The organism is Cryobacterium sp. CAN_C2 (assembly GCF_015751745.1).
Taxonomy (GTDB): Bacteria; Actinomycetota; Actinomycetes; order Actinomycetales; family Microbacteriaceae; genus Cryobacterium.
On record NZ_JADOUX010000017.1, the window covers coordinates 42,285 to 68,243 of the forward strand.

The following is a 25,959-nucleotide window of genomic DNA, read 5'->3' on the forward strand; positions in this document are numbered from 1 at the left end:
CCGCCTGGACAAACGAAAGCTTTCTGAGGCTCTCGATCGCTGCCACGCATGACAAGCTAACCGTCCTCTTCAGTAATCTTCTGTAGCTGGTTTGTTCGCCTCGCTGGCAGACCTCGACCAGGTGCTTCTCCGTTGCTTCAGACAGTTTGGGTTTCTTTTTGCGGAGCCGGCCGGGCGGCCGCTGTAGCGACCGGCGTTCCCTCGCGTGTTCCTGAACGGAATCAGGTCGGTTTCGAATTCGGCGACCATCGCGAGCCGTTGATGGCGGTGCAAAACAGTGCCAATAACTGCTTGCCGTAATGGATACGGCTGCGGCCGGCAGCATCCATGTTGAGCCGAGCCGCTGCGCGAGCCCGTGCGAGGCTAGACCGCGCCGCTCCACGCTGCGGGCACGAGGGTCCACAGCACTTCGGCCTCCACGGTTCCGGTACTTTTCCAGTTGTGGAGTTCGCGACCGGGGAACGTGATCGTGTCGCCGGCGACGAGGGCGACGGTGCGGTCGGTGAACTGAATTTCAAAGCTACCGCTGATGACGTGCACGACCTCGACATCGCAATTGACGGTGTAGAGCTTGTCTCCACCGTCGGCGTCGGGTTGCAGCGTTGACCGCAGCATCTGGATCTTGGATTGTCCGCGCGGGGTGATCATGCGCTCAACCGCGCCGCGGCCGCCCATATTGATCAATGGTGCTTGTTTGAGCTGAACGAGTTCGGTTTCGGACGCCTCGAAAAGTGTGCCGATCGGCAGTGAGAGTACTTCGCAAATGGTGAGTAGTGTTGCAACACTTGGCGAGGTTTCGTCGCGCTCGACTCGGCTGATAAACCCCTTGGTCAGGCGGGTTGCGTCCGCCAATTGTGCGATCGTGAGGCCCTGAGCCCGGCGGCTCGCTCGGAGGCGCGCTCCGACACGGACGCGTTTCTCTGAGGGGGTTGGGTGCAACGGACGCATGGAACTCCTCGGCTGGAGACGATTTCTTATCCATATTGACAGGCACAGCGGATGCCGACACAATCATTGGAGCGCCGTGTTGCCTAATATGCATATTATGTTTCGCATAAGTATCTCATTCGGCTCAACGAAAGAAAGTGGCATCCATGACGACCCAGACTGAACCGATCGGACCAGCCGACGCGAGCATCGCGCCTCGTTACGCCGGAATCGCGACATTCGCCCGCTTACCCCGCATCGAAGACGTTTCGCATGCAGATATTGCGGTCGTCGGTGTTCCCTTCGACAGTGGCGTCAGCTACCGACCCGGTGCCCGCTTCGGGCCGGCCCACGTGCGCGAAGCGTCACGACTGCTGCGACCGTACAACCCCGCGCAAGATGTCACTCCGTTCAGTACCCAGCAGGTGGTGGATGCCGGCGATATTTCCGCGAATCCCTTCAACCTCAGCGAGGCCGTGGCCCAGATTCAGGAGGGTGCCGCCCAATTGAGCGCCGATGGCAAGCGACTGGTCGTGATCGGTGGCGACCACACCATCGCGCTTCCCCTTCTGCGGGTAGTCGCCAAGCGTCACGGACCGATTGCAGTGCTGCACTTCGACGCCCACCTCGACACGTGGGACACCTACTTCGGTGCACCCGTCACTCATGGCACCCCGTTCCGTCGGGCGTCGGAAGAGGGGCTTATTGACATGCAGGCGAGCATGCACGTAGGCATCCGCGGTCCCTTGTATTCACGCGATGACCTTCGCGACGACGCGCGACTCGGCTTCGCAATCATCTCCAGCGCAGAGCTTGAGACCGAGGGTCTCCAGCCTGCGATTGAACGGATGCTCGCCCGACTCGGCGATCGACCCGTCTATGTTTCGGTCGACATCGATGTGCTCGACCCCGCTCACGCGCCCGGAACAGGAACTCCAGAAGCTGGCGGAATGACCAGCCGTGAGTTGCTGGCGATGCTGCGCGCACTGCGCAACGTCAACATTGTGGGGGCGGACGTTGTCGAAGTTGCCCCCGCCTACGACCACGCGCAGATCACGGCCGTGGCCGCATCCCACGTGGCCTATGAAATCATTTCGGCGATGACGCCCAGCACAGCGCGCATCGCCAACACCACGCCCGCCCCGTAAACCTCGGTGTGAAATCGCGAAATCAACGCATAATCGAGAGGACAATGATGTCAACCGCACCTGTATCGTCGGCGCAGCGTGACTCCATTCTGGAGACACGCTCGATCGACTACGTACCCCGCGCCGAGAGGCACGGCAAAGTTTGGCACCAGGGACCATTCTGGTTTGCCGGCAATTTTGTGTTGCCCACCCTGGTTACTGGCTTCATCGGCCCCGTCCTAGGGCTCAGTGTTGGGTGGAGCATTCTCGCCGTTGTTCTTGGTGCCGGAATCGGTACCTTCTTCATGGCATTTCATGCCAATCAGGGCCCACGGATGGGGCTCCCACAGATGATTCAGTCGCGCGCCCAGTTTGGGCGGCGTGGCGTGATCGTGCCCTTCACGGCCACAGTATTCGTCTACGTTGGATTTCTTGTATTTGATGTGATTCTCGCAACCCAGGGTCTGCAACTGGTACTGCCGGGTAACAAGCTTGTTTGGTATCCGATCCTGATCACTGTATCGATTGTGATCGCGGTCATCGGTCACGACTTGCTCCATTTCATTCAGCGTTGGCTGACCGGCCTTCTGGTAGCTGTCTTCTCTATCATCACGGTGCTGGCAATCGTCAATTACTCGGGTGTTGGCGCTGCTCTTGCAACCGACGAGACGACCCTCGGGTGGAACACCACCGCGTTCCTGGTGCAGTTCTCACTTGCTGCTGGCTACAACATCAGCTACGCGGTTTATGTCTCCGACTACACACGTTACCTGCCGCAAAACGTCTCTGCCCCCAAGCTCATCACGTGGGTTTATGTGGGGGCTGCGGGGTCAGCTATTTGGCTGATGTCGCTCGGCGCGCTGCTGGCAGCGAACATCCCGAATGCGGATGCCATCGGTGCCGTCAAGGAAGTAGGCGACACTCTCTTCCCCGGCTTCGGCACCTTCGCCGTGCTCCTCTCGGTTGTTGCCTTGCTGTCGATAATGGGTGTGAACGCGTACGGCGCAATGCTCACCGGCACAAGCGCGGTTGACGGGTTCAAGCGGGTTCGCCCAACTCAGGGCTTGCGGGTCATCGGCCTCAGCGCTGTTGGACTGCTCACACTGCTGATCGCGTTGCTGATTCCGGATGCTTACTTGGGGAGCTTCACCGACTTCGTGATCATGATGCTGTACTTCCTCGTGCCGTGGACCGCTGTGAACCTTGTGGACTTCTACCTGGTTCGGCACGGTAAGTACGCAATTGCCGAGATCTTCACACCGAAGGGCATCTACGGCAATTGGGCTTGGCGCGGAGTTACCGCTTATCTCATTGGGTTTGTGGCAATGATTCCGTTCTTCTACACGTCGTTTTATGTGGGTCCTGCCGCTGCCGCCTTGGGTGGTGCTGACCTCTCGTTTGTCGTTGGGCTGCTCGTTTCGGGAGTGCTGTACTACGTCTTCTCGGGCAACCTCGACCTCAGAGCTGAGGATGTTGCCCGCGCAGCCAGCGAGCGCACGCTCGAGGGCACCGGACACGCAGTGGGGGAGCGCAGTGACTGAAAAACGGGTGACCGTTGCAAGCTGCCAGGTAACCCTGGTGGTCGGCGATGTTGAGGCGAATCGTCGGTCAGTGCGCTCTGCTGTTACCCAGGCTGCGGATGCCGGTGCACAGGTTGTTGTTCTTCCTGAGCTCGCTAATACCGGCTATATGTTCGCCGATATCGACGAACTGCGTGCTGTTGCCGAATCGGTCGTGGGCCCCACTGTTAGTGAGTGGGTGACTCTCGCTGCAGAGTACGGTCTGATCATCGTCGGAGGGTTTGCCGAGGCAGAAGGTTCCGACCGTCCTGCCGATCCCGCTCAGGCGGAAGGTGCCCGCAGAGTGTACAACTCTGCTGTGATCGTCGATTCGACCGGGGTGAGAGCGTGTTACCGCAAAGCGCACCTCTGGAATACCGAAAAAGCTGACTTGTTCACGCCGGGTACGGGCGTTCCCCCGGTTGTTGACACTGCGGTGGGGCGCATCGGTGTGATGGTTTGTTATGACCTCGAATTTCCCGAGTGGGTTCGCACAGTGGCGTTAGAGGGCGCAGATCTATTGTGCTGCCCCGTGAATTGGCCGCTCTATCCCGCACCACAGGGTGAGCGGCCCATCGAAGTCGTCAAAGTTCAGGCAGCTGCGGCAACGAACCGCATGTTTGTTGCCGCAGCTGATCGTGCCGGGCGTGAACGAGGGCAGGACTGGCTGGGCGGCAGCGTGATCGTGGATGCCGATGGCTTCCCCCTCACGACACTCGGCCTTGGCAAAGCCGGGATACATCTTGCACGACTCGATCTCAGTGAGGCGCGCAACAAGACGATCAGCGAACTCAATGACGTTCATGCTGATCGTCGCCCAGAACTGTATTTCGCGGCAGAGAAGCGAGCTCATGGCACCGCGTAGTTCTGTGACCGACACGGCGGTTGCGTTTATCCGACACCCACCTGCCGTTGTTGACCTTGAGGAGTCGCTCACCCGTGCGGTGCAGCAGATTGCCGATACCGCAGCGTAGGGCGCCCAGCTGGTGGTCTCTCCCGAAACGTGGTTGACCTGCTAGCGCACCCGGGTGTTTGGTTTGGACGGGTGGCGCGACGAAGGAGACCAGCAGGTATTGCCAATTTCTGGAGCAGAGCCCGGTCGTTGGCGAGCCGGGTTCCGCTGGCGACGACCTTGAGCCGTTGCGCAGGCGGCCGAAGGTCTTGACCAGGGTATCCTGCACGAGGTCGACTCGGTCATCCGCACTCCCACTGATCAGCCAGGCATATCGCGTCAGGGCGACGTCGCGTTCGGCAACGAGCGTCTCAAGGACTGATTGCCAGCCAACCGAGTGCCAGCCGCCGTCGGGATTCTGGGCAACGCTTCTACGCTTCGCCGTCCCGTAATGCGATACTTCACCGAACTCGACAATGACGTCATCCGCTCGACTGGTTGTAAAAGTCGGAGCGGCTCCTTGTGCCGCACGCGAAGAAGATAAAGTCCACCTTCACTGTTCGCTTGATTTTTCGCTCATTGGTGAACCTCCGCAGTATTTTGGGGTGCCTGTTGGCTTACCGTGGAAGCTCTCGGCTTTCGGCGACGCAGAGAGCCGAACCGCAACACATGGCCTACCGTCAACGATTACGGTTACGGGGCAACGCGCGACCACATGGGCACGGCGATTGAATGGGAACACAATGACAGGCATAACACTGGCACCAGTGAAAAGAACGGCGTGGCGGCTTAAATCGCAGATAACCAGGTCTCGCATGTTGCAGGCGGCCAAAGCCGCCGTCGCCGTCGGCATTGCCTGGTCCGTCGCGCCGTACTTGCCCGGGGTCGCCGACGACTACCCCTACTACGCGCCGCTCGGCGCCCTCGTGAGCATGTACCCCACGCTCATGGGTTCGATGAGGAATGCCCTGCAAACCCTCGGCAGCCTTGCAGTCGGGATTCTGCTCGCAGCGGCAGTGCTCGTTGTCAGCGAGCCGAACGTAGTGACTATTTCGCTCGTCGTCGGCCTGGGTGCGCTGATTGCTGCCACCGGGTGGTTCGGCGCGAACCGCGAATTCATTCCGGTCACGGCGCTTTTCGTGCTCATCGTGGGTGGCCCGAACGCCGACGCGTACTCGATCGGATACCTCTCGCAAATCAGCTTCGGCATTGTGATCGGGCTCCTGGTCAATATGTTGATCTTTCCCGCGCTGAGCCTCGATGCAGTGGGCCGGGAGCTCTCGAACTATCGCTCGGTGCTGGCAGATCATCTGTCCGAGGTCGCCGAAGCCTTGGCCGAGAGCTGGCCGCCGGAGCGCGATGGCTGGGCATCCCGCAATGACGCCCTGGTCAGCGTTTCCCGTGACGTGCGGGCAGCGTTGCACCAAGCCGACGAGAGTCGCAAAGTCAATCCGCGGGCTTTGACCCACCATCGAGATCTGAGCGCTGACTTCGAGGACATGACTGCCCTCGAAACCGTCACGTTTCACGTGCGGGATCTCACGGACGTCCTTACCGGGGCGGTCTGGGGCACGCCGATCGACGTCGAGCTGAGACCGGAGTTGCGCCCGTCGCTGAGTCTGGCTCTTGACGCGGTGGCTGGGCTGCTTCGCGATTGGGATTCGGAAGACACGGAACTGACGGCGTATTCCGCTGCTGTGGACGCGGCCGCGTCCCTCATGACCGAACTGGACGAACGGCGGGACTCCGCGTCGGCGACATCCATGGGCGCCGCGACCGCCATCGCAATAGATATCTCCCGCATCCTCGCAGCCCTGCGCTCCCGGCTCGAAGGGCCCCCGACTCGTTCGACTGACGCCTAGTCCAGGAGGGGGCACGCCAGTGCTCTTGACATCGCCATCGTTCTCTGTCTTACTCGCAGTCAAAGCATTTGTTGTCCCAGACCCCGGTAGCGCCACCGTTCTTCGCCACGACCAGGGAGCATCCCATGAACCTTTTTGTCATCGTCGCCATCATCGCGGTTGTCCTGCTCCTGGTGGGTGGTTTCGTTCAGGCCCTCCAATTCCTGCTCTGGATTGGCGCTGTCCTCCTGATCATCGCGATCATCGCGTGGCTGGTCCGCACCTTGTCGGGCCGCAATCGCTGATCCGTTTGACCGACCGGACCGCCCAGGAGGACACGGTGGCCGAGACCCTGGCGGACACCCGGCGCCGAAACGTGCCCAGCCTGAGTCAACCGAGTACTCGATCCTGTAGAGAATGCTCGCCTTCATCGAGCAAACGAGGAAGACAGACCCTGTCTTCGAACTGATGGCTCTCACCAGAGGCTTTGGCTGGTTCCTTCTCAGTTCGTTGTCGGACGCGCTGGCCTGTCTTTCGACCCATGTCGTGCCTTGCTGCCGCAGGAATGGACTCCGGCTGCGGTACACGTACCCGCCGGCCGGTCGGTGATCGGCCCACCTTGCCGCGCTGAAGAACGCCGCTTTCCCAGAAGACTTTCACCGCGATCTATGACCATCCGATGCCCCCTTCCGGGCGCAGGACCGCGACATCAGAGTTCCCGTCTTCCAGGGCCACGTCTGGAAGCAGAAGCACATTGGCCTGCGGGGATCCGCAATTTTTGATGATGATGATGGTGTGCGCGTGAACGGCGCGCACCCGCTCGGGGTCGAGTTGGTATCTGACACGGAGTTCACTCAAGAGCTATGAGCGCCATTCGTAATGACACTTAAGTACGCCAGCCACCCAACCGTCTTCTTGAAGTTCTCGTCGGTGTTGACCGTCATTTTCGCGTGAAGTCCAAGTCCGGCCATGATCAGGAAGGCGTGGTTGGTCAGCGTTTCATCTCCGTGGCGACTCTCGATGAGGCCAACGTGGACGGGGCCAACGTCGACGGGGCCAACGTCGACGGGGCGATCCACCCGGTTGAAAGCCGTGTGTATCGAACGCGCTGTGTCGTCTAGGGCGAGGTTTAGGTTGCGTGCGAAGAGATTTCTCGCTCCGGACGGTACCAGGGCCAGTGTTGCGTCTCTGTCCTGTACGACTTCCTTGATGGCCGGAACGGTTCCGTCGCCGCCCGCGACGATGACCATGTCCGCTTCGGCACGCTGGGCTGGCCGCAAAGCGCCCGGCCCGGCGTCTTCCTCGATGGTCGGACAATACCGTGTTGGGTTCCAGCCGGGGGCTTTTTCCTCCACCGCGATTGCGGACGTGATCGCCTTGCGGTCGACCCCGATCGGGTGGTAGATCACGGCCGCGGTCAGAGAAGGCGACGTGTTCTCACGGTTCGTTGCCGTCATCGGTCCACCCGGATCTTTCCTGGCATCCGTGCATCGAATAGCAGTGTGGATGCCGTGGGGTACCGTCGACCGGAAACGGCGATGGGACGACTTTAGCCGGCGGAGGAGGCCGGGAATCTGTTCGTTGCCGCTTCACCTGCCGAAAGTCCTAGCATTGGCTCATGATCAACCAGGATCCGGAAACTGCCGCCACCCACCGCGCGAAACATGTCCGTCGAGTGTGGCCCCTGGTGAGCGGATTTGTCGCGTTGGGTCTGGTTATTGCGTTGGGAGCCTTGATCGTTGTGCGCGACCATGGAATGCCGCTCTCCATCGATACCCAATGGATGACGGAGCTGGTCGAGAACCGGGCGCCGGTCTGGGGTTTCCTGGCGCTCGTGATGAACTACCTGGGTGGAGGTGTGATCGCGACTTTGATCGTGCCCGTCGCAATCATCGGCGCATTGCTACTGGTCAAGCGCCCGTGGGCTGCCCTGTACTTCCTGATCGCCACCGTGGTCACCGGTGGCACCGTCCAGCTGCTCAAGCACCTATTCGGGCGCGCACGGCCAGACACCATCCTTGTTAATGTGGACTTTGGTTCGTTCCCGTCCGGACACGTCGCCAATGCGGCGACCGTGGCACTTGTCCTGGCCATTGTGTTTCCCCGGGTTTGGGTATGGATTGCCGGAGCGGTCTACACCGTGGTGATGATGATCAGCCGCACCTATTTGGGGGCACACTGGCTGACCGACACTTTCGGTGCGTTGCTGCTCGGAGTCGGTGTCGCGATAGTCGTGTGGGCGCCGTTGGCCGCGAAAATCGACGGTGAGAGCCGAATCCGAAGTCGGCGGACTCCCCGAGGCCGGCGACGATCACCGTCGAGTGCGCCAGACCGTTGACGGCGACGCCTGACCGGGGCAGACCGCGTAGCGGTGTGCTGTTCTTCGCCTTGCGGGTGGCCCCCGTCACTGAGGCGTCATTCACGAGGCACAGTGTCTGCGAGCCGCCCGATGAGATACCATCACCTATGCCCAAGCCAGTGTGGTCAGAAGAGCCAAGCGAGATCCACCGGGTGGAGTCGGGATTCCAGCTGACGGAGGTCGACCCGGCAACGACTCCCGCAATCGACGCCTCGAAACGAACGGGCACGGCCATGCTTCTGAAGCAGAGTCGCATTCTCGGCGAGATGCAGGGCAAACTCTTCGCCAATAGCACGGTTGGGGGGACAGGATCGTTGTTGATCGTCTTGCAAGGGATGGACACCTCCGGGAAGGGAGGGATCGTCACCCATGCCCTCGCGGGGATGAATCCTTCCGGCGTCAGCGTGCACGGCTTCAAAGTGCCCACCGCCGAAGAGCTGCGTCACGGGTTTTTGTGGCGGGTGCGCAAACGCCTCCCCGAACCGGGAATGGTCGGCGTCTTCGATCGATCCCACTATGAGGACGTGCTCGCGGCCCGGGTGCGTCACCTCACAGACCCAGACACCATCGAAGGACGGTACGGCAAGATCAACGCGTTCGAGCAGTATGCCATCGACAACGGAACCTCAATCGTCAAGGTGATGCTTCAGATCAGCGAGGAAGAACAAAAGAGGCGATTAGTCGCCCGGCTCCACCGTTCATCGAAGCTGTGGAAATACAACCCAAGCGACGTCGATGACCGTGAACGGTGGCGGTCGCTGCAGGAGGCGTACCAGATTGCTCTCGAACGAACGTCCACGAGCCAAGCGCCCTGGCATGTCATTCCCGCCGACCACAAGTGGTACGCCCGGCTCGCGGTGCAGCAGATCATCCTCATGAAACTGCGCGAGTTGAAACTGCACTGGCCACGACCCGACTACGACCTGGAAAAGGAACGCAGACGGGTCGCCGGAGCATGAGCGGCCCAGCGTCAGCACCGAGTAATACCTGGGGAACGAAGATCTACAAGAGACTCTTCGTGGAAGACCGAATCGTCCCGGCCGCGACGAAGCTGAAGCTGTACGTGATCGCGGGATCCCTCATCCTTGTCGGTCTTGTCAGTCTCCTGGCGCTCCTGTGGGAGGTCCTTCACCCCGACGTCGTCTCCATGATGGACACTGGGATCCAGGCGTGGATCAATGGAAGCCGGACGGAGACCCTGACACTGATCATGGTGGCGCTCACGGTACTCTTCGGGCCCGTCGTTCTTCCCCTCGTCGTGCTGGTGGTCACGGTGAATTGGGGTATCTTCGCCAAGCATTCGTGGCGGCCGCTTCTCCTTGCGGCCGGCACTCTCACCGGAGTAGTGGTCGTGCAGATCATAACCCGCGTTGTCGGACGAAGTCGGCCACCCGTGGACCTGATGTTGAATGGCCCGGACACGACGTTCTCGTTCCCGTCGGGTCATGTTCTTGGCGCCTGCGACTTCCTCCTCATCCTGACCTTCTTAGTGTTCTCCCGACGGAGCAACCCCCGCATGGCCGCGGCAGCGTACGTTGTGGCGGCACTGCTCATCGTCGCCACCGCGTCGAGCCGTCTGTATCTCGGCTACCACTGGGCCACAGACGTCCTGGCCTCGATGGCACTCTCAGTGGTCATTCTCGGAACAGTGATCGCCGTCGACACTCATCGGACGGTTCGTGTCACTCTCGGTGTGCCCAAGAGTGTGCCGTAGCAGACACCCGCGTGCGATTCTCGGTCGGACCGGGCAACGCACCGATTACGGTCGAGATGACGTCCCTTCGCCGATGCACAGGCCGTGAACCCAACGCTCGTCGGGCGCGGGCTACGGTAGCGCGTGACCGGCGGCGGTGAAGAGGCGGTACCACTCCTGGCGGGTGAGCGGCAGGTCGGACCCGAGGGCGGACTCCTGCACACGTGCGATAGTCGTCGTGCCGAGCACGACGTGCATGTTGGCCGGATGCCGGGTGATCCACGCCACGGCGATCGCCGAGGTGGGCACGGCATAGCTTGCCGCGAGCTCATCAATCACGTCGTTGAGCTCGGCGAAATTTTTGCGGTCGCCCAGAAAGACACCGTCGAAAAAGCCCCTCTGGAAAGGCGACCAGGCCTGCAGGGTGATGTCGTTGAGACGGCTGTAGTCCAGCAGGCCGTTGTCGCGGCTGATGGACTGCTCAAGCCCCGCCATGTTGGCCGCGACGCCCTGCGCGATGAGGGGCGCATGCGTGATGCTCAGTTGCACCTGATTGATGGCGAGTGGCTGATTGACGTGCTTCTTCAGGAGGTCAGTTTGGCCGGGCGTCTGATTGGAGACGCCGAAGTGCCGCACCTTTCCGGTGGTGTGCAGCTCGTCGAACGCTGCGGCCACTTCCTCGGGCTCGACCAGCGTGTCAGGCCGGTGCAATAGCAGGGTGTCGAGGTAGTCGAGCTGCAGCGCCGCGAGGGATTCATCCACGGTTGCCAGGATGTGCTGCTTGGAAAAGTCGAAGAATCCGTCACGGATGCCGACCTTCGACTGGATGACGACCGCCTCGCGATCGGCGGGCGAGAAAGTCACCGCGTCGCCGAAACGACGCTCGCACCCGTGCCTCGTGTCGCCGTAAATGTCCGCATGGTCGAAATAGTTGATTCCAGCGTCGCGGGCAGCGGAGACCAGGTCGCGAATCTGCGCGTCGCTGAGCGGTGCGATGCGCATCAGGCCGAGGATGACATTGGACGTTTGGAGATCGGTCTGCGGCATCAGGGTTGTCTTCATTGGCATGTCTTCCTTCGTCGTATGGAACCTCGTCGTTGATTGCCCCGTGCAACCGTCTCGATGGGGTCCTAGACACTACCACGACACGTGCCATCTCTCGCCGGGCGTGCCAGACGTGAGCGGCTCAGTCGCGTGAGCTTGCCTCGAAGTAGGATTGGGAAGCGGTGACGTGATCCGTGAAACCGATCTACACCGCTCCGACCGTCGACGCCGCGCGCGGCGTCGGATGATCTGACCCAGATCTGAGGCAAGAAATACGGTGCGATAATCCGGTTGCGGGAGTCAGCCTGCGGAAAGTTCACCCTGTTCCTGTCCTATGACCCAATATTTTCCCGGTGAGCCGCTTCACCAATGCGATCGAATCGCTCAACGTCCGAGACCGGCGAGCGGCGCGTGCTCCAGGACATTTCCCCGCCGAGAGGCCCCCCTGAAAGGCTTGCATCTCGTGACCCGCAGTCTCGATTGGGCTGCTGCGTTGATGTCGGACAGCGGAACACGCACGTCGCGTTGCCGCGAACTCAAGACTGAACAAAGCGAGTAGGCCGTCTGTGTGCCCGGTCGACCACAAACCCTCTGGTGTCCTTCACAGGAACGTAAAACAACGCGATGTACTTAAGTTGCTAAACTAACTTGATGACAACAATCGCTCTTTTTGGTGGGACAGGAAAGACGGGCCGCCGGGTGCTCGGTCGAGCCCTCGCCGCCGGCTAAACCGTTCACGCTCTGGTGCGAGACCCTGATCGGCTCGAACCTGGCACGGTGAGAGTCCATCCGTTACTCACCATCGTTCGTGGGGACGTACTCGACGCGGCCGCCGTCGATGACGTCGTCGCCGGCTCCGATGTCGTGCTCAGCCTGTTAGGTCAGGTCAAGGGTTCGCCAATGACCCTGTTGGCAGAGAGCACTCGCAACATCGTCGCAGCGATGAAGCAGCACGGTGTGCGCCGCATCGTGACGCTCTCCGGCGGTGGTTTGCGCGCCGATGACCGGGACCATCCCAAGGTGCCCGACAAGGTCATTCTCCTACTGTTGAAAATCCTGTCGGGTCACGTTCTCGCCGATGCTGAAGCGCATCTCCTCGTCCTGCAATCCAGCGGTCTTGACTGGACGGTCGTGCGTGGACCGCGACTCATGGAGACACCCGGCACGGGTGCTTACCGCGTCGGCTGGGTCGGCGTGAACTCCAGCACCCAGATCAGTCGTGATGATCTTGCCGACTTCATACTCACCCAGGTCGAGGACCGCGCATTCATCCACGAGATGCCATTCGTGAGCAACTGATGACCGCTCGAGGACGACTGGATCGGGTCGCCGCCGTTCTCGAAGCCGTGATAGTGCTCAGTGGCGCGATGGCGGCGGAGCGACGCATCCCGTTCGAGGGACGTGGCCTGACACGCACTCAACTGCAGGCCTTGTACGTGGTCGCTCATGACCGGCGGCCTGTTACGCCGGGCCGGCTCGCAAACTCGCTCGGCGTAACGCCGGGAGCGGTCACCCAGCTGATCGAAGGCCTGCGAAGCGAAAATCTTGTGCATACCGTAGCCAACCCTGATGACGCACGATCGCGGTTCATCAAGTTGACCAGCGCCGCCGCCGCAGCGGTCACGGGCTTTGAGGCCGACACTGTGGAGCGACTCCTTCCTCTCTTCGACGTCCTCACGGACACCGAACTCGCCGCCGCAGCAACCGCGCTCACGCAGATCGTGGAGCATTCATGAACGACAAGGCAGTCTTCGTCACAGGCGCAACCGGAATCGTCGGCTCGGCTGTGATCGACTCCCTCCTCGAGCGGGGCACCCGGGTGGTCGCCGCTTCCCGGCACGAGTCGGATGCCGCACGGATCCCCCCTGGTGCTGAGCCGCGTCGATTTGATTTCGGAATGAAAGGTGACGAACTCGAGGACGCGCTCGACGGATGCGATCGGCTCTTCCTCATGCGTCCGCCCGCTATCGAAGACATGCGCACCTTCCTATTTCCTCTCATCGATGCGGCAGAGCGCCGAAACATCCGGCAGATCGTGTTCCTTTCGCTGCAAGGCGTGCAGAGCAACACGTCAACCCCCCACCAAGCCGTCGAGCAGTACCTCAAGAATTCACACGCACCCTATACATTCCTCCGACCGAACTTCTTCATGCAGAACCTCTCAACGACGTACCGGCAGGAGATTCGCGATCGGAACGAGATCTACGTACCCGCGGGGCGGGCGTTCACGGCATTCATCGACGCCCGAGACATTGGCACCGTTGCCGCCTCGGTATTCACCGAGGAAGGACATCTGCGCACCGCGTACACGCTCTCGGGTGAACAGACTCTCACCTATCAGAAAATCGCTCGAATCCTCACCGACGTGCTCGTCCGGGACATCCGCTACGCCCGCCCCAGCGAACGTGACTATCTGTACCGTCTCGCCGAGCAAGGGAAATCGGCCGACTACATCGCAGTGCAAAAGATGATCTACCGCATCGTCCGCTTCAACATTTCCGCCTTCCCGAACAGAACCGTTCGAAAGCTCACAGGGAAGCCCGCCACAACATTCTTCGAATTCGCTCACAGGGAGCAACGAGCTTGGCGCGCGCCGTAGGCCCGGGGCACTGCGATAGAAAGTGGCAAATACTGCAGGGAACTCCTGGTCAAATCGAGATCAGTCCAGGTCTCGACGCGTAGGATCGACAAGCAAATAGGGTCCGCCGCAAACCGTCAATCCTGGGTTCAAGTTCGGCGACCCTGTTCAAAACGGCGTGCCATATGCCAGATCGGGGCTAATCCGGTATTTCCCGGTCCAGCCTGTACCGGTACCTACCTCCTCCACCGATCATCAGCTCACCGCGGGGCTCGACCAGATCACTGCGGATCGCGATGTCGTAGCGCCGAGTTTGGGCGGTATCTGGCGGGCAACGCGGGCCTTGCCTGCGCTGTGGGCCGCTCGGGGGCGTCGTAGTCGTATTCAGCACTGCGAGCAGCATGCTGAACCACAGGACGGGGGACAATTGCACCAGTCAAAACCGCCCCGATCAGCGTCGACGGTGCGGGAATCGTGTGTGCAGCAGCCCGGAAAGTCAGTCAAGCTGATCTGTGCCCGCGTGTTCGGTCTCGTTGGACTCGTGATCCTGACAATTCTTACGTAAATTTTTTCCGTGGCCGCCACTTAACGTTTCGTAAGGGGACCGGCCTTGGGCGTGGTTCGGGCCCGGCACCGCCTGGCTGGCACGGGGCCGGGCCGCGATTTGCGAGCGATATCGCGGTCACCTATCCCGGGCTGGAGTGATGAGAGAACGTTGCGAGGAGTTCCCCGATGCGGTGGTCGCTGTCCAGCGGGTGGCGTAGGGGCATCGCGGTGTTCAAGAGATAGCTGTTGCGGCGGCCCTCGCGCACCCGCTCCAGGTATCCCGCGTCTTCTAATTCAGTGACGATGCGTTGCGCGGCGCGCTCGGTGATCCCCACCATGTCGGCGATATCGCGCAGACGAACGTTCGGGTTCTCGGAAACGCAGAGCAGAACGTGTGCGTGATTGGTCAGGAATGTCCAGTGAGCCATTTCAAGATCATACCGTTGACCGCATGAGGTATCTCTATAAGATTCTCCCGAATCAGGTAACGTGCTACAATTTTCCTGTATTGACAGGCGGGTTATTGAGGAGTTGATGATGGTCGAAGCGGTGCTGGCGGGATGCGTGCTGACGGCGGCCCCAGTGGCGGCAATTGGCGGAGCAGTGGTCGGGCGTTGGTCGCGTGATGCGGCGGCGCGGTTCGCAGCGACCGTCGTTGCAGCCGGTTGGGTCGCGTCGATCTGCCTCGCGCTGGTCCGCCTTGTGGCGCCCACGGCTGGAGGCATCACAGGGGTGGGGTTGCCTGTACTGAGTGTCGACTCGCTGGCGTTGCTGTTGCTGTTGCTGGTGTTGGGCTTGAGCGCTCTGATCCAGTTCTTCGCTGTGCGTTACCTTCGCGGGGATACCCGTCAGGTCTGGTTTGTCGTCACCGTCAATCTTGTGACGGCCTGCACGGCTCTGATGGTGTGCACCATCACGGTCCTCGGATTCGGGTTAGCCTGGGTGGCCGCAGGTGCCAGCCTGGTCGCGTTGCTGGCGACCTATCCGCACCTTCCGCAAGCCCGCGATGGGGTGCGGCGAACCGCCGCACGCTTCCTGATAGGGGACCTTCCTTTTGTGGCGGCCGTGACGATGCTTATGGTTGCGGCCGGCGGGGATGTGAACCTCACTGATTTGGATAAAGCGTTGGCCGAGCTGCCGGGCTCCCTTGCCATGGTGGTTGCGGTTCTGTTGGTGATACCGGCCCTCGCACGATCCAGTCAGGTTCCGTTCCATGGATGGCTTCCGGCGACACTGGCGGCCCCGACTCCGGTGTCCGCCCTGATGCATGCCGGGGTGGTCAATGCGGGCGCGATCCTGATCCTGCGGTTTTCGCCCGCGATTGGCGAATCCGTTCCGGCAATGACGTTGGTCTTCTGCGCGGGCGCACTGACCCTGGGATACGCGTCCGCGGTTCGGTTGATCAAACCGGATGTGAAGGGTCGCCTGGTCTTCTCGACCATGGCACAGATGAGCTTCATGATGCTCGCCTGCGGCATGGGCGCATTCGCTGCCGCGGTGTTCCATCTCATCGCCCATGGGCTCTTCAAGTCCGCACTGTTCCTCGGCGCCGGATCCGGAGTCGCACGAGAGGTAAAGCAACGGGGTTGGCCGACCCGCCAGGAAACGCAGTGGCCCCAGGCAACCGCATCCCTCGTAATAGCAGTGATCGTGCCCATCGGGGCGATTGTCGCGGCCCGCTTGTTCCTTGGTATCGAATTATCGCCCGCAAGCCAGGGACTCCAGGCGTTCGTCGTGTTCACCGCTGCAGTGGCTCTCGGAACCACGCTGTGGACGCATTTTTCGGCCAGCACAGCGGTCATCGGGAGCCTTGCGATCACCGGGTTGACCTTCGGATACACCGCTCTCATCAACCTATTCGATACCGTCCTGGCATTCGGACCGGTACCTGCTGCGGTGAACGCGTGGTGGCTGCTGATCTCGGGGTCTGTGCTGATGGCCCTCCCGCTGATTCAGCACTTCCGGTCCGGCAACCGTGTCAGCCGCCGGCTCTATGCTCTCGCCCTTGCCGCCGGGACACCCACCACGGGCGTGAAGCGGCAACCGATTGCAGTTCCTGAAGGAGCCCTGTCATGAGACTCGAAATCCGCGCCGCAGTAGCCCGCGCCACCCGCACAGTCATCCCGTTGTGGCCGCTGTCGTCGTTCATCGCTGTCAACCCGTTGGGCGGGCACGAATCGGAAAATTTCGACCGGGCCGCGGCTACACGACCACGGGACGCGTTTCTTGCCGACTATGAAGCCGGGCGAATCACCGACACTGACCTGATCGCGTCGGTCCTGCACCGTGTCCCCGAATTAGCTGGTGCCGGAAACGTTGCAATCGGTAACCGGGTGTGGACCGCCGCCGATCTCGTGGCGGCCGAACTGGTTCATGCCGACCATCAGGGAATGCCGCCCTCGCCGATACCGGCGCCTGACCTGGTGGATGAGGTCGTGTCGAAATGGATTGCCGCCTACCTCGACCCGCACCCACTGTGGGAGATGCCAGGCCGCGATCAGGGCCTGTGGACTGCGTGGACGGCAATGGCCTGCTACGACCCCCACCTGCCGAAAGCGGCACGACGCAGACTCCGCGACCTACCGCGTACTCCCGATGAGGGCCTTGCCCAGGCGCTGGCCCGGTTGGGCGTGCACGGTAACGAGACTGACGTGGTTCTTCAGCTGGAAGCGCAGAAGCTGCCCGGATGGCTCGCACACATCAAATGGCGGGCCGCCCACGTCGGAGATATCGACGTGACCACCTATCTGGCGATCCGTACCACTCTGCGGTGGGCACTCGGCCTACCGCTCCAGCGTCCGGTCGCCGTGCCAACAACTGAATCAGCGACCGTCTGGGAACGGACCTCCGTGCTCATCCCGATGCTGTCGGAAGATCCCGCATCATCCGACACGCCCGCTCGCGTGGCACGAATCCTGGGCTTGCACCCCCCGCAGCTTCACGCCGTCACGTGGCAAAGCGCCTACGAAGAGCACTACCGGAGGCAGCTCGTAATAGCGCTGCGCACGACCGACACCAACATCTCCAACCCGAGTGTTCAGGTGGTGATGTGCATCGACCCCCGTTCAGAAGGCATGCGCCGCCACCTCGAGGTCGACCCCAAAATCGAGACCTTCGGGTTCGCCGGATTCTTCGGAGTACCGATCCGCTTCACCGGCTATCAGGCGCGGGGCAGCATCGATGCTCTTCCCGCTCTCCTTGCTGCTCACCATTCGGTGACCGAGACTACGAATAATCTCCAACACGCGCGGCGACGCGCGAGTGCGCTTCGGGTTCGGGATGCTTTCGCCGCAGGAATGCACGCCAGCGAAACCGTCCCGGCGGCCCCGTTCGCGCTGGCCGAAACGCTCGGATGGTTTTTCGGGGCGGCCACCCTCCTGCGCACACTCTGGCCACGGACCACCCGAGCCTTCGAACGGTTCCGCCACCAGACAACAGTGGCCATAGCCACTGAGGTGACCATCGCACATGCCTTCACCCTCGACGAACGGGCGGCATTGGCCGAGACAGGCATCCGCATGATGGGACTGGATCGCTTCGCTGCCCTCATCATTTTTGCCGGCCACGGGTCGACGAGCACCAACAATTTGTACCAGTCAGCGCTGGACTGCGGAGCCTGCGGCGGCAACCCGGGAGCCGCCAATGCACGAGCCGCGGCCGCCATCTTCAACGACCCCGAAGTACGCCGCATTCTCAACACCCGGGGACTCCCGATCCCGGAATCAACTTTCTTCGTGGCCGCAGAACACAACACCGTATCCGACCGCATTGACATTCTTGACCACCATCTGATCCCCGACAGCCACACGACCGTTGTCGCTGACTTCCTGGAGACCCAGAAAACGGCCGCTGATCGGCTGGTGACGGAACGAGCAACTCAACTGCCAGGCGCGACACGACACTCGCTAACACGTCTGCGCCAACGCGCCCACGACTGGGCGGAGGTGTATCCCGAACTTGGTCTCGCCGGCAATGCCGCCATGATCATCGGCCCCCGAGAGATGACGCGGGGAGTGAATCTGCAGCGACGCGTTTTCCTGCACTCCTACCGACCAGAATGCGACCCCGATGGTTCCGCTCTGGAAACGATCATGACCGCCCCCTTGGTCGTCGCTCAGTGGATCAACCACCAGTACTACTTTTCCACCATTGACCAGGACCGTTGGGGGGCCGGCAGCAAGACCATCCACAACGCGATCGGAACGATCGGCGTACTCTCCGGTCATGCCGGCGACCTCAAGCAGGGCCTGCCTTTCCAATCGGTCGCAATCGGCAACCGGGACCTGCACGACCCGATGCGACTCAGCGTGCTCATTCAGGCACCCCTCGACCGAATCGGGACCATCATCTCCCGCAACCAAGTCCTTCGGCACCTGTTCGACAACCAATGGATCACCCTTACCGCGCGCAGCGACCAGAATAGCCCCTGGTACCGGTTCGGCACCTACGGGTGGATCACAGATACCCACCTCGGCGAACCCACAGAAGGAGATTAGTTATGGATGGACTTACAAAGATGACTCGGATCGAGATTGTGGTCTCGGGTCGCGACGCACCACCGGTCAGGGAACTCATAACATCCGCCGGGGCCACCGGCTACACTGCCGTCTCCGGCGTCTCGGGAATCGGGCACCACGGACCGCACTCAGGGGCGCTGCTGTTCAACGAGTACGACACCCTCACCATGCTCATCACGGTGCTGCCACCGGAGAAGGCCTCGGCGCTCATCGGCGCTGTCCGGCAGCTACTTGAGGACGGGTCCGGAGTCATGTTCGTCGCTGACACCTACGTCAGCAGGCCGGAATACTTCGGATGAGCACCCGTCCGTACGCGGGTTCGACGATAGCGTTCGCCACCATGCATGGCAAGGAACAACTCGTCCGACACGCGTTCTATGACATCCTCGGCGCCGACGTCGTCGCACCGATAGGCCTTGACACCGACCAGTTTGGTACCTTCTCCGGCGAGATTCCCCGCACCCTCAGCCCCCGAGCTGCCGCGCAGGTGAAAGCCCGGCTCGGCATGCAGCTGGCAGGCACCACGTACGGACTCGCATCCGAGGGAAGCTTCAACTCCGGCTTCGGATTCCTGGTCGAACACCACGAAGTCCTGATCTTCATCGACGAGATCCGCAGCCTCGAACTGGTCGAAGGCACCATCGCCACCTCGCCGCTGCCCCCCGGAAAAGCCATCACCGCAGTGGATGCTGCGCTGGCGTACGCGACCGCTATCGGACACCCCGAACAAGGCTTGACACTGCGCGGCGGCGCGGCCGGGGAGCTCATACGAAAGGACCTCAACACCATCGAGTCGCTATCGGAGGCAACAGACCAGATGCTCCGCCACACACCTGACCGTTCCATCATCATCTCGCCCGACTACAGAGCGCACCGCTGCCCGTCCCGCGCTCAGGTCATCACCACCCTTGCCCAGACCATGGCGAAACGACTTGCAACCCCCTGCCCAATCTGTCACGCACCAGGATTCGGACAAATCAACATCGAACGCGGACTGCGCTGCTCTGACTGCGGGCAACCCACCCGGATGATCGCCGCCGACATCCTCGGCTGTGGACGCTGCCCCCATACCGCTCGCGCCCCCCGAACGAACCAAGTCATCTCTCCCCAGTGGTGCGACGTATGCAACCCCTGATCTTCCTTTTATTTTGTCGGGGCTGCCTCGGTGACGGTGTTCTCGGCGTTTTTCATTAGTGGGATTCTGCGTTCGGCCAGCGGTCGTGGAAGGTGAGGGGGAAGGCGTTGAGAGCTGGCTTCCCATGCATCGTCCATCGGACTCGGCCCACTCCGGTGGGGGCCTGCGCGTCGTCGCGCTCGTCTGGGGCTCAGTTCTTCTCGTGTCCGAGGTGCTCGGTCATTTCCTCGTTCAGCGCGTCAGGCCAGAAACACCGTTTAAGAGACAGTCCCGGCGCGTGAGCGCTGCTTTACTACGAATCAGGGAGAACAGGGAGAACCGGGAGAACAGGGAGACCGGCCACATGATCATGACCGAGACCAGGGCGGCCTGGGGCGCGACAGCCAGAAGGTCGCCATGGCCGAGCACGAGCACGAGCACGAGCAGGAGCATGAGCACGAGCATGAATACGCCGGCAAGGAAGGCGGAGATGCGGGTGCCGGCGGCCTTGACGTTGGTCATGGTCTGCCCGGTCATGGCGCAGCCGCCCCTGCCGCCCATGCCGCCAAAGAGCCCGGAGAGCCTGTTGGCCACGCCCTGGCCCCCGATGGTCAGCACGTTAAGGGCGATTATGACCGTTGCGATGGTGAGTACCACTATGGCGACGAGTGGTGCTGGCACCACCTTAGTGATGCGTGGCATGACGATCATGATGATGATGCCGACGGCCTTGAGGGGGGGGAGACCATGAACGGTTCGCTGAGCAGCTGTGGCAGCTGCGATGTGAAAATCGGGATGAGAGGGCGTTGACGAAGCCGACCATGACGCTGTCGGGAATGAAGCGCATGAGCTTGCAGACGCCAAGCACGGCGCGCAGAATTTGCAGGAGGCCAGCGAGCACCTTGCAGGTGAGTAATCGGGGTGATAATACTGCGGTCATCACGGATGGATTGGGTGCGTAGCGACTGCTGACGCCTGGCCGGCGGGCAGTCGCCGCTGAATTCTCCAGTGGATGCGTGGTCGATCAAAATCAGACCGGGGTGCGGGTTGCGCTCAGCACGGAGCGCTCCACGAGTGCCGAAGGCGGTGCGTGGGGAAGACTGGCTCAATGCAGAAGTTCGGCCCAATAGGCACTCTGCCCCAACGTTGGGGCGGTGTGCTGCTACGCCCAGCTTCTCAGGTCGGCCGACACCGACCTCCTCCCGACACAAACCTCCTCCCGACACAGTTCTGGGTCTTGGAGCTGATAACCCGACGACGTGGTCACGCTCGCGAGGGCGAATAAACCACCTGCAATAAAACATTGCGACGGGTGGTTATCGCTTACGACCCGTTTTGGGACGATACCGTATTGGGACAAAACTATGACGCACCACATCCAGAGCTCAACCGCCGTCTCCGGGCTCACCGACGATGAGTCTGCGCGTGAGGCGCTTGTTGACGAAGCTTGGCGCCAACGCGTGCGGGCGGTTATCGCTCCTCGAGGTAACTTGGCGCTCATGAATACCCAGTGGATTACCGGTGACGTTGGGGTGAGCCAGCCGATCTGGGGAGCCGCCGGCCTGTGGTCGCCTCTGCCGATCGGGTCGTCCGGATTGCTGTTGAGGGCGTCCGCGTTCGACGGGATCATTGTGGACGGTGAGCTTGTCGACGGCGACGTGGTCGTGGCGGGCATGGACGCCGTGTCCCCGTCCCGCATTCGGTTCAGCGAGACTGTCACGGGAACCGTCATCGCGAGCGAGGAGGGCGACTACGCCCTGCGGGTGTGGAATGCCGACTCGGCAGGCATCCGTGACTTCGGTGCGATCGATGCGTTTCCTTATGACGGGGCCTGGGTCGTCGAGGCGAAATTCACTCCGGATGTCGGTACGAGCGAAGTCAGCATCGCTTACCTCAAGGAGGAAGGGAGGACTCGAGAGAACACGGTGCCGGGCGAGATCAGCTTTATCCTCGGCGGAGAGGAGCACTGTCTCGTGGTGTACGGGGACGGTCCGAGCTGGTTGCTCGTTTTCGCCGATGCCACGACCGGGAACACGAGCTATGGCGTCGGTCGGTTCCTCCGCGTGGCGCCCGGCGACATGGGCGCGCTCACCGTGGACTGCAATCTGGCCTATCTTCCACCCTGTGCCTTCAGCTACAACTTCAGTTGCCCTATCCCGCCGAAACAAAACCGGCTGGCAATCGCCGTCAATGCGGGAGAGCGAAACGTACTGGATAGGAACGGTGACCTGCTTCACTGACCGGCGAGAATAAGGCTCCGATCTACCTGGGCGCGACGACTTGTCTAGGACCTCACGGTCAGAGGGCACTGTCAACGAGGACGTCTGCGCGCGTGCTCAGAGACGTCTCAAACTCTGTGGACCGAGCGAGATTGCCGTCCAGCAGCTGCAAGGTTCAACGCTCGGCGAAACGCGAGGGGCCGCTCAACCCGGGCACGCACGTGGGTTGCCACGCCGGACACCGTTGGAGAACGCGACGGAGTTTCAAATGTCCTATTACCCGGAAGGTTCCTTCGGACTTCGCTATCAGGACGTCATTCCAGATGGCTCAGTACATGGACTGCCCCCTCCGAGTTGAGTGCCGGAAAGACCTGCGGTTGCATCTACAGCGGCTCCGTGCAGGCTGGGGTTTCGTAACCTGGGACACGCGACGGCGCAGAACCGAGGGTGTGTGCTCGGTTCTGCGCCGCAGCGCTGATCAGATATCGCTGGCGGTCTCAAACTGCGAGATTTTCGGAGCGCTGGCAAGGAGTGACCCGAGCTCGGTCGCGCCTGCTCCGGCGCGCCATTCACGGTAGATCGCATCGGCTTCGGCTGAAGCCCAGCGCTCCAGGAGGATCACGTGCGTGGCACTCTCAGTATCGACGAGAACGTCGACGCCGAGGCAGCCGTCGAATGCGCGGGTCTGGGCGAGTATTTCGCGCAGCATCGCGGGCGCGGCTGCAACTGCTTCTGGCTTGAGTTGAAGGTCGAGAAAGACGGTGAGGGTCATGGGTGCTCCGAATCAAGTGGGTGGCGGAAGGGCAGATTGAAGCTTAGAAGCTTAGAAGCTTAGAAGCTTAGAAGCTTAGAAGCTTAGAAGCTTAGAAGCTTAGAAGCTGAGGATCTGGTAGCCCTCGATCACGAGGTTTCGGACGCTGGCTTCGCCCTTGTACTCGGTGAGCAGGTTCCAGCCTCCCAAAGCGATTGCGTCGGAGACCCCGTGGGAGGTGACGCAGAATCCGCAAGCGCCGCGGATGTTGTCCTTGAGTGCCACGGCCAGGGGATTCATGGTGTGGCTGGGCGCGGTGATCGCAGCCAACGTTTCGACGCCGGAACCGTCGAATACGACGACGACATCATCGCCGGCCTGCTTGAATTCGAGGGCGGTCTTGAGGCCGCGGTAGACGCGTGAGGCGTCGGAGGTGATGGGCTCGTAGATAACGACGGCAATTTTCAAATCTGACATGGTGTGCCTTACTTTCTAGGTAGACCGATCTGGTTACTAATAACTATACCGATCTGTCTGGTAAAGTCCAGTCATGGAACCTACGCTTGCAGCGCCAGTGCCGAGCGCGCGGGCGCGCCTCCTCGCATCCGCCAGTCGCCTTTTCCACGAACATGGCATCAACGCCACGGGAATTGATCTCGTCGTTCGTGGCGCGGGGGTGGCGAAGGCCAGCCTCTATAACAACTTCGCCAGCAAGGAGGCGCTCGTGGTGGCGTACCTGGACGAAGAACTCAACGGATGGGTCGATCAGGCCCAAGCAATGGACGATCCCCGGCGTCCCACGCGGGATAGGGTCGCCGCCCTCTTCGAAGATCTCGCGGTTTCGGTCGAATCACACACCTTCTACGGCTGCCCCTTCACCAACGCTGTGATCGAACTTCCGGAGTGTGTCTCGGTGCGGCAGGTCGCGGACCGTTACCGCGACGCGGTTCGCACACACATTTCCGGCCTCGTTCAGGAGGTCCCGAGCGCCACCATCGTCTCCCGTCTCGTGCTGCTCTATGACGGCGCCATCGCCGCAGCGAAGGTCGCCCGTGACGCTGCCCTGGTTCGCGAAGCCGGCGCCATGGCGCAGGAACTCGTGTAGACCTTTCACCCGCAAGCAGACGAACTGATGAAGATTGCAGACGCTCTGCGGGCATCCGAGCTGACGGCCCGACCGATCCGAGGGCGTCGTGACGATCCTGGTGCACACCTGTGGTTGATTCTTTGGTTCTTTGTCTGGCAGCTCGCGGTCATCTGGGCACTGTTCATCGGCATTAGCCAAGTGACGCATGATCGCCGGCTACTGGGCCCTGCGCTGAACGGCCCTGCGCTAAGCGGTCGTCGTCAGCGCAGCCGGGCGCTGCGCAAACGTCGCAGGGCGCGGGTGGCCGTGAGAACCAGACCGGATCCCAGCCGGTGGCGTACGTCTGCCAGGGCCACATTCCAGAGGCCATCGTTGTAGGTGGGATAAGCATGCGTGGTGCCGGCGATGTCGCTGGTGGTCAGCCGGTTCTTCACCGCCAGGGAGATCTCACCCAGGGTTTCACCTGCCCGGGGACCCACCACGGTTCCGCCGAGAACACGGCCTCGTTTGTTCACGACCAGCTGGGTGTAGCCATCGGTTTTAGCGTCGGTCACAGCCCGGTCAACATGCTCATGGTCACGTGTCACAATACGGTGGCCCCCGATTACTGCATCCTTGGATTGCAGGCCGACAGCGCCCACTTCCGGGTGAGTGAAAGTGACGCGGGGGATTGCGTTGGTGTCGTAGCGGCGCGTCAGGCCAAGGATCGCATTCGTGGCTGCCACGCTCGCGTTCACGCCGGCGGTATGGGTGAACTGGGGCAGACCGGTGACGTCGCCGGCCGCCCAGATGCGCGGATTTGAGGTGCGCAGCATGGCATTTACCGCGATGTTTCCGTGGGTGTCTTGGTGCACACCCACGTGGTGCAGGTCCAGACCTGCGGAGTTCGGGTGTCGGCCCAGTGCCACCAGCACCCGGTCGAAGGTCAAGGTTCCGCCGGCGCTGAGAGTGAACGTTCCCGCGAGACGGTCGACCGAGCTGACCGAACTCACGGTGGAATTGGTGCGCACGTCGACTCCGTCGGCGATCAGCGCCGCCTGGATGATGGCACTGGCCTTCTCGTCTTCTTTGGGAAGAATGCGAGGCCCGCGGTGCACAAGCGTCACGGCGGATCCGAGACGTGCCATCGCCTGCGCAATCTCACAGCCGATCGCCCCACCGCCGAGCACGACGAGTCGCTCGGGGAGCGCACGCAGGTCCCAGAATGACTCGCTGGTCAGGAGATCGACCGCATCAATACCGGGCGTGTCCGGCAGAGCCGGCGACGCCCCGGTCGCGATCAGGGCTTGCTGGAACCGGAGTTCCCGGCCGTTCACGTCGACAGTATTCGGGCCGGTAAAACGTGCCCTTCCAATCAGCACGTCAATGTTGTCCGACTGTAAGGACTCTGCGGAATCGACCGGGGCGATTTCGTGCATCGCGTCCTGGACGTGCGCCATAACTCGGGCGAAGTCAACGAGGACACCGCTCGAGCTCACGCCGAGGCGCGCCGAGGACCGGGCTGTCGTGGCGGCATCCCCCGCAGCAATGAGCGACTTCGATGGGACGCAGCCGGTCCACAGACAATCCCCACCGAGAAGGTTATTCTCGATCAGGACTACCCTCGCTCCGAAGCTTGACGCAGTGCGGCTGGCCACGAGGCCGGCCGTTCCACCACCGATAACAACCAAGTCCCATTCGTTCGTTCCACTCATGACTGTGAGCG

Annotated in this window: 25 protein-coding genes and 1 pseudogene; 17 read left to right on the forward strand and 9 right to left on the reverse strand. The window is 61.6% G+C overall.

All coding sequences use genetic code 11. From position 1 onward, the window contains the following. Positions 1–363: 363 nt before the first annotated feature. Positions 364–948 carry a helix-turn-helix domain-containing protein gene (locus IWX77_RS13220; RefSeq protein WP_196844984.1) on the reverse strand — a complete coding sequence of 195 codons (585 nt, stop codon included), beginning with the start codon at positions 946–948 and terminating at the stop codon, positions 364–366. A 146-nt stretch (positions 949–1,094) separates the two neighbouring features. Between IWX77_RS13220 and speB the strand changes: the two genes are divergently transcribed. The 5 genes from speB (at position 1,095) to IWX77_RS13245 (ending at position 6,651) form a co-directional block, all read left to right on the forward strand. Continuing rightward, positions 1,095–2,075 carry an agmatinase gene (gene speB / locus IWX77_RS13225; RefSeq protein WP_196844985.1) on the forward strand — a complete coding sequence of 327 codons (981 nt, stop codon included), beginning with the start codon at positions 1,095–1,097 and terminating at the stop codon, positions 2,073–2,075. 47 nt (positions 2,076–2,122) lie between these two features. After that, entirely contained in the window at positions 2,123–3,595 is a 1,473-nt protein-coding gene (locus IWX77_RS13230; protein WP_334353675.1) for a purine-cytosine permease family protein, read from the forward strand. After that, a complete protein-coding gene (locus IWX77_RS13235) occupies positions 3,588–4,478 on the forward strand; it encodes a nitrilase family protein (RefSeq protein WP_327012210.1) in 891 nt (296 codons plus the stop codon). The genes IWX77_RS13230 and IWX77_RS13235 overlap by 8 nt, the downstream gene beginning before the upstream one ends. 842 nt (positions 4,479–5,320) lie before the next feature. Continuing rightward, positions 5,321–6,367 carry an FUSC family protein gene (locus IWX77_RS13240; protein ID WP_327012209.1) on the forward strand — a complete coding sequence of 349 codons (1,047 nt, stop codon included), beginning with the start codon at positions 5,321–5,323 and terminating at the stop codon, positions 6,365–6,367. Between the two features lie 125 nt (positions 6,368–6,492). Continuing rightward, entirely contained in the window at positions 6,493–6,651 is a 159-nt protein-coding gene (locus tag IWX77_RS13245) for a hypothetical protein (protein ID WP_196844988.1), read from the forward strand. Positions 6,652–7,012: 361 nt separating this feature from the next. Here the strand turns inward: IWX77_RS13245 and IWX77_RS13250 are convergent, their stop codons facing one another. Continuing rightward, a complete protein-coding gene (locus IWX77_RS13250; RefSeq protein ID WP_196844989.1) occupies positions 7,013–7,204 on the reverse strand; it encodes a hypothetical protein in 192 nt (63 codons plus the stop codon). Continuing rightward, complete coding sequence (locus IWX77_RS13255) at positions 7,201–7,755, reverse strand: diacylglycerol/lipid kinase family protein (RefSeq protein WP_196844990.1); 555 nt, start codon at positions 7,753–7,755, stop codon at positions 7,201–7,203. Before IWX77_RS13255 ends, IWX77_RS13250 begins: the two co-directional genes overlap by 4 nt. Before the next feature lie 209 nt (positions 7,756–7,964). Here IWX77_RS13255 and IWX77_RS13260 point away from each other — a divergent pair, with 209 nt between their 5' ends. The 3 genes from IWX77_RS13260 to IWX77_RS13270 all read left to right on the forward strand — a co-directional run bounded on the left by IWX77_RS13260 (position 7,965) and on the right by IWX77_RS13270 (position 10,419). After that, positions 7,965–8,684 carry a phosphatase PAP2 family protein gene (locus tag IWX77_RS13260; RefSeq protein WP_196844991.1) on the forward strand — a complete coding sequence of 240 codons (720 nt, stop codon included), beginning with the start codon at positions 7,965–7,967 and terminating at the stop codon, positions 8,682–8,684. Positions 8,685–8,812: 128 nt separating this feature from the next. Next, positions 8,813–9,664: a PPK2 family polyphosphate kinase gene (locus IWX77_RS13265; protein ID WP_196844992.1), complete on the forward strand. Its 852-nt coding sequence runs from the start codon at positions 8,813–8,815 to the stop codon at positions 9,662–9,664. A 59-nt stretch (positions 9,665–9,723) separates the two neighbouring features. After that, a complete protein-coding gene (locus IWX77_RS13270; RefSeq protein WP_327012208.1) occupies positions 9,724–10,419 on the forward strand; it encodes a phosphatase PAP2 family protein in 696 nt (231 codons plus the stop codon). Positions 10,420–10,530: 111 nt separating this feature from the next. Here IWX77_RS13270 and IWX77_RS13275 read toward each other — a convergent pair whose 3' ends face one another. Next, positions 10,531–11,460 (reverse strand): aldo/keto reductase, encoded by a 930-nt coding sequence (locus IWX77_RS13275; protein WP_196844994.1) that lies wholly within the window; start codon positions 11,458–11,460, stop codon positions 10,531–10,533. Positions 11,461–12,186: 726 nt separating this feature from the next. On the opposite strand from IWX77_RS13275, the gene IWX77_RS13280 reads away from it, so the two are divergent. Genes IWX77_RS13280 through IWX77_RS13290 form a run of 3 tightly spaced genes read left to right on the forward strand, consistent with a single transcriptional unit; the run spans position 12,187 to position 14,041 of the window. Further along, positions 12,187–12,741: an NAD(P)-dependent oxidoreductase gene (locus tag IWX77_RS13280; RefSeq protein ID WP_196844995.1), complete on the forward strand. Its 555-nt coding sequence runs from the start codon at positions 12,187–12,189 to the stop codon at positions 12,739–12,741. Then, a complete protein-coding gene (locus tag IWX77_RS13285; protein WP_196844996.1) occupies positions 12,741–13,178 on the forward strand; it encodes a MarR family winged helix-turn-helix transcriptional regulator in 438 nt (145 codons plus the stop codon). The genes IWX77_RS13280 and IWX77_RS13285 overlap by 1 nt, the downstream gene beginning before the upstream one ends. Continuing rightward, entirely contained in the window at positions 13,175–14,041 is an 867-nt protein-coding gene (locus tag IWX77_RS13290; protein WP_196844997.1) for an NmrA family NAD(P)-binding protein, read from the forward strand. Before IWX77_RS13285 ends, IWX77_RS13290 begins: the two co-directional genes overlap by 4 nt. Positions 14,042–14,706: 665 nt before the next feature. On the opposite strand, the gene IWX77_RS13295 is transcribed toward IWX77_RS13290, so the two are convergent. Continuing rightward, positions 14,707–14,994, reverse strand: a complete 288-nt coding sequence (locus IWX77_RS13295; protein ID WP_196844998.1) for a helix-turn-helix transcriptional regulator — start codon at positions 14,992–14,994, stop codon at positions 14,707–14,709. Between the two features lie 61 nt (positions 14,995–15,055). Between IWX77_RS13295 and IWX77_RS13300 the strand changes: the two genes are divergently transcribed. The 4 genes from IWX77_RS13300 to IWX77_RS13315 are packed head-to-tail and all read left to right on the forward strand — an operon-like array spanning position 15,056 to position 20,218. Beyond that, positions 15,056–16,642, forward strand: a complete 1,587-nt coding sequence (locus IWX77_RS13300) for a proton-conducting transporter transmembrane domain-containing protein (RefSeq protein ID WP_196844999.1) — start codon at positions 15,056–15,058, stop codon at positions 16,640–16,642. Beyond that, positions 16,639–19,062 carry a DUF2309 domain-containing protein gene (locus tag IWX77_RS13305; RefSeq protein WP_196845000.1) on the forward strand — a complete coding sequence of 808 codons (2,424 nt, stop codon included), beginning with the start codon at positions 16,639–16,641 and terminating at the stop codon, positions 19,060–19,062. Before IWX77_RS13300 ends, IWX77_RS13305 begins: the two co-directional genes overlap by 4 nt. A 2-nt stretch (positions 19,063–19,064) precedes the next feature. Beyond that, positions 19,065–19,382 carry a P-II family nitrogen regulator gene (locus tag IWX77_RS13310; RefSeq protein ID WP_196845001.1) on the forward strand — a complete coding sequence of 106 codons (318 nt, stop codon included), beginning with the start codon at positions 19,065–19,067 and terminating at the stop codon, positions 19,380–19,382. Then, complete coding sequence (locus IWX77_RS13315; protein ID WP_196845002.1) at positions 19,379–20,218, forward strand: DUF6671 family protein; 840 nt, start codon at positions 19,379–19,381, stop codon at positions 20,216–20,218. The genes IWX77_RS13310 and IWX77_RS13315 overlap by 4 nt, the downstream gene beginning before the upstream one ends. Positions 20,219–20,527: 309 nt before the next feature. On the opposite strand, the pseudogene IWX77_RS13320 reads toward IWX77_RS13315, so the two are convergent. Further along, positions 20,528–21,098: pseudogene (locus tag IWX77_RS13320) on the reverse strand (SulP family inorganic anion transporter); the annotation flags it as partial. A 463-nt stretch (positions 21,099–21,561) separates the two neighbouring features. Here IWX77_RS13320 and IWX77_RS13325 point away from each other — a divergent pair. After that, positions 21,562–22,437 carry a DUF1684 domain-containing protein gene (locus IWX77_RS13325; protein ID WP_196845003.1) on the forward strand — a complete coding sequence of 292 codons (876 nt, stop codon included), beginning with the start codon at positions 21,562–21,564 and terminating at the stop codon, positions 22,435–22,437. A 457-nt stretch (positions 22,438–22,894) separates the two neighbouring features. On the opposite strand, the gene IWX77_RS13330 is transcribed toward IWX77_RS13325, so the two are convergent. Both IWX77_RS13330 and IWX77_RS13335 read right to left on the reverse strand, forming a co-directional pair. Then, a complete protein-coding gene (locus tag IWX77_RS13330; RefSeq protein ID WP_196845004.1) occupies positions 22,895–23,188 on the reverse strand; it encodes a putative quinol monooxygenase in 294 nt (97 codons plus the stop codon). A gap of 99 nt (positions 23,189–23,287) precedes the next feature. Continuing rightward, complete coding sequence (locus IWX77_RS13335) at positions 23,288–23,644, reverse strand: DsrE family protein (RefSeq protein WP_196845005.1); 357 nt, start codon at positions 23,642–23,644, stop codon at positions 23,288–23,290. A 73-nt stretch (positions 23,645–23,717) separates the two neighbouring features. Here IWX77_RS13335 and IWX77_RS13340 point away from each other — a divergent pair, with 73 nt between their 5' ends. Beyond that, complete coding sequence (locus IWX77_RS13340; RefSeq protein WP_196845006.1) at positions 23,718–24,272, forward strand: TetR/AcrR family transcriptional regulator; 555 nt, start codon at positions 23,718–23,720, stop codon at positions 24,270–24,272. Between the two features lie 242 nt (positions 24,273–24,514). On the opposite strand, the gene IWX77_RS13345 is transcribed toward IWX77_RS13340, so the two are convergent. After that, positions 24,515–25,948 carry a dihydrolipoyl dehydrogenase family protein gene (locus IWX77_RS13345; protein WP_196845007.1) on the reverse strand — a complete coding sequence of 478 codons (1,434 nt, stop codon included), beginning with the start codon at positions 25,946–25,948 and terminating at the stop codon, positions 24,515–24,517. Between the last annotated feature and the right edge of the window lie 11 nt (positions 25,949–25,959).

What these genes read in the sequence shown, in the direction of transcription:
- IWX77_RS13220 (WP_196844984.1), bottom strand. Translation starts at nt 948, where the DNA reads ATGCGTCCGTTGCACCCAACCCCCTCAGAGAAACGCGTCCGTGTCGGA.
- speB (WP_196844985.1), top strand. Translation starts at nt 1,095, where the DNA reads ATGACGACCCAGACTGAACCGATCGGACCAGCCGACGCGAGCATCGCG.
- IWX77_RS13230 (WP_334353675.1), top strand. Translation starts at nt 2,123, where the DNA reads ATGTCAACCGCACCTGTATCGTCGGCGCAGCGTGACTCCATTCTGGAG.
- IWX77_RS13240 (WP_327012209.1), top strand. Translation starts at nt 5,321, where the DNA reads ATGTTGCAGGCGGCCAAAGCCGCCGTCGCCGTCGGCATTGCCTGGTCC.
- IWX77_RS13245 (WP_196844988.1), top strand. Translation starts at nt 6,493, where the DNA reads ATGAACCTTTTTGTCATCGTCGCCATCATCGCGGTTGTCCTGCTCCTG.
- IWX77_RS13260 (WP_196844991.1), top strand. Translation starts at nt 7,965, where the DNA reads ATGATCAACCAGGATCCGGAAACTGCCGCCACCCACCGCGCGAAACAT.
- IWX77_RS13265 (WP_196844992.1), top strand. Translation starts at nt 8,813, where the DNA reads ATGCCCAAGCCAGTGTGGTCAGAAGAGCCAAGCGAGATCCACCGGGTG.
- IWX77_RS13275 (WP_196844994.1), bottom strand. Translation starts at nt 11,460, where the DNA reads ATGAAGACAACCCTGATGCCGCAGACCGATCTCCAAACGTCCAATGTC.
- IWX77_RS13285 (WP_196844996.1), top strand. Translation starts at nt 12,741, where the DNA reads ATGACCGCTCGAGGACGACTGGATCGGGTCGCCGCCGTTCTCGAAGCC.
- IWX77_RS13290 (WP_196844997.1), top strand. Translation starts at nt 13,175, where the DNA reads ATGAACGACAAGGCAGTCTTCGTCACAGGCGCAACCGGAATCGTCGGC.
- IWX77_RS13295 (WP_196844998.1), bottom strand. Translation starts at nt 14,994, where the DNA reads ATGGCTCACTGGACATTCCTGACCAATCACGCACACGTTCTGCTCTGC.
- IWX77_RS13305 (WP_196845000.1), top strand. Translation starts at nt 16,639, where the DNA reads ATGAGACTCGAAATCCGCGCCGCAGTAGCCCGCGCCACCCGCACAGTC.
- IWX77_RS13310 (WP_196845001.1), top strand. Translation starts at nt 19,065, where the DNA reads ATGGATGGACTTACAAAGATGACTCGGATCGAGATTGTGGTCTCGGGT.
- IWX77_RS13315 (WP_196845002.1), top strand. Translation starts at nt 19,379, where the DNA reads ATGAGCACCCGTCCGTACGCGGGTTCGACGATAGCGTTCGCCACCATG.
- IWX77_RS13325 (WP_196845003.1), top strand. Translation starts at nt 21,562, where the DNA reads ATGACGCACCACATCCAGAGCTCAACCGCCGTCTCCGGGCTCACCGAC.
- IWX77_RS13330 (WP_196845004.1), bottom strand. Translation starts at nt 23,188, where the DNA reads ATGACCCTCACCGTCTTTCTCGACCTTCAACTCAAGCCAGAAGCAGTT.
- IWX77_RS13335 (WP_196845005.1), bottom strand. Translation starts at nt 23,644, where the DNA reads ATGTCAGATTTGAAAATTGCCGTCGTTATCTACGAGCCCATCACCTCC.
- IWX77_RS13340 (WP_196845006.1), top strand. Translation starts at nt 23,718, where the DNA reads ATGGAACCTACGCTTGCAGCGCCAGTGCCGAGCGCGCGGGCGCGCCTC.
- IWX77_RS13345 (WP_196845007.1), bottom strand. Translation starts at nt 25,948, where the DNA reads ATGAGTGGAACGAACGAATGGGACTTGGTTGTTATCGGTGGTGGAACG.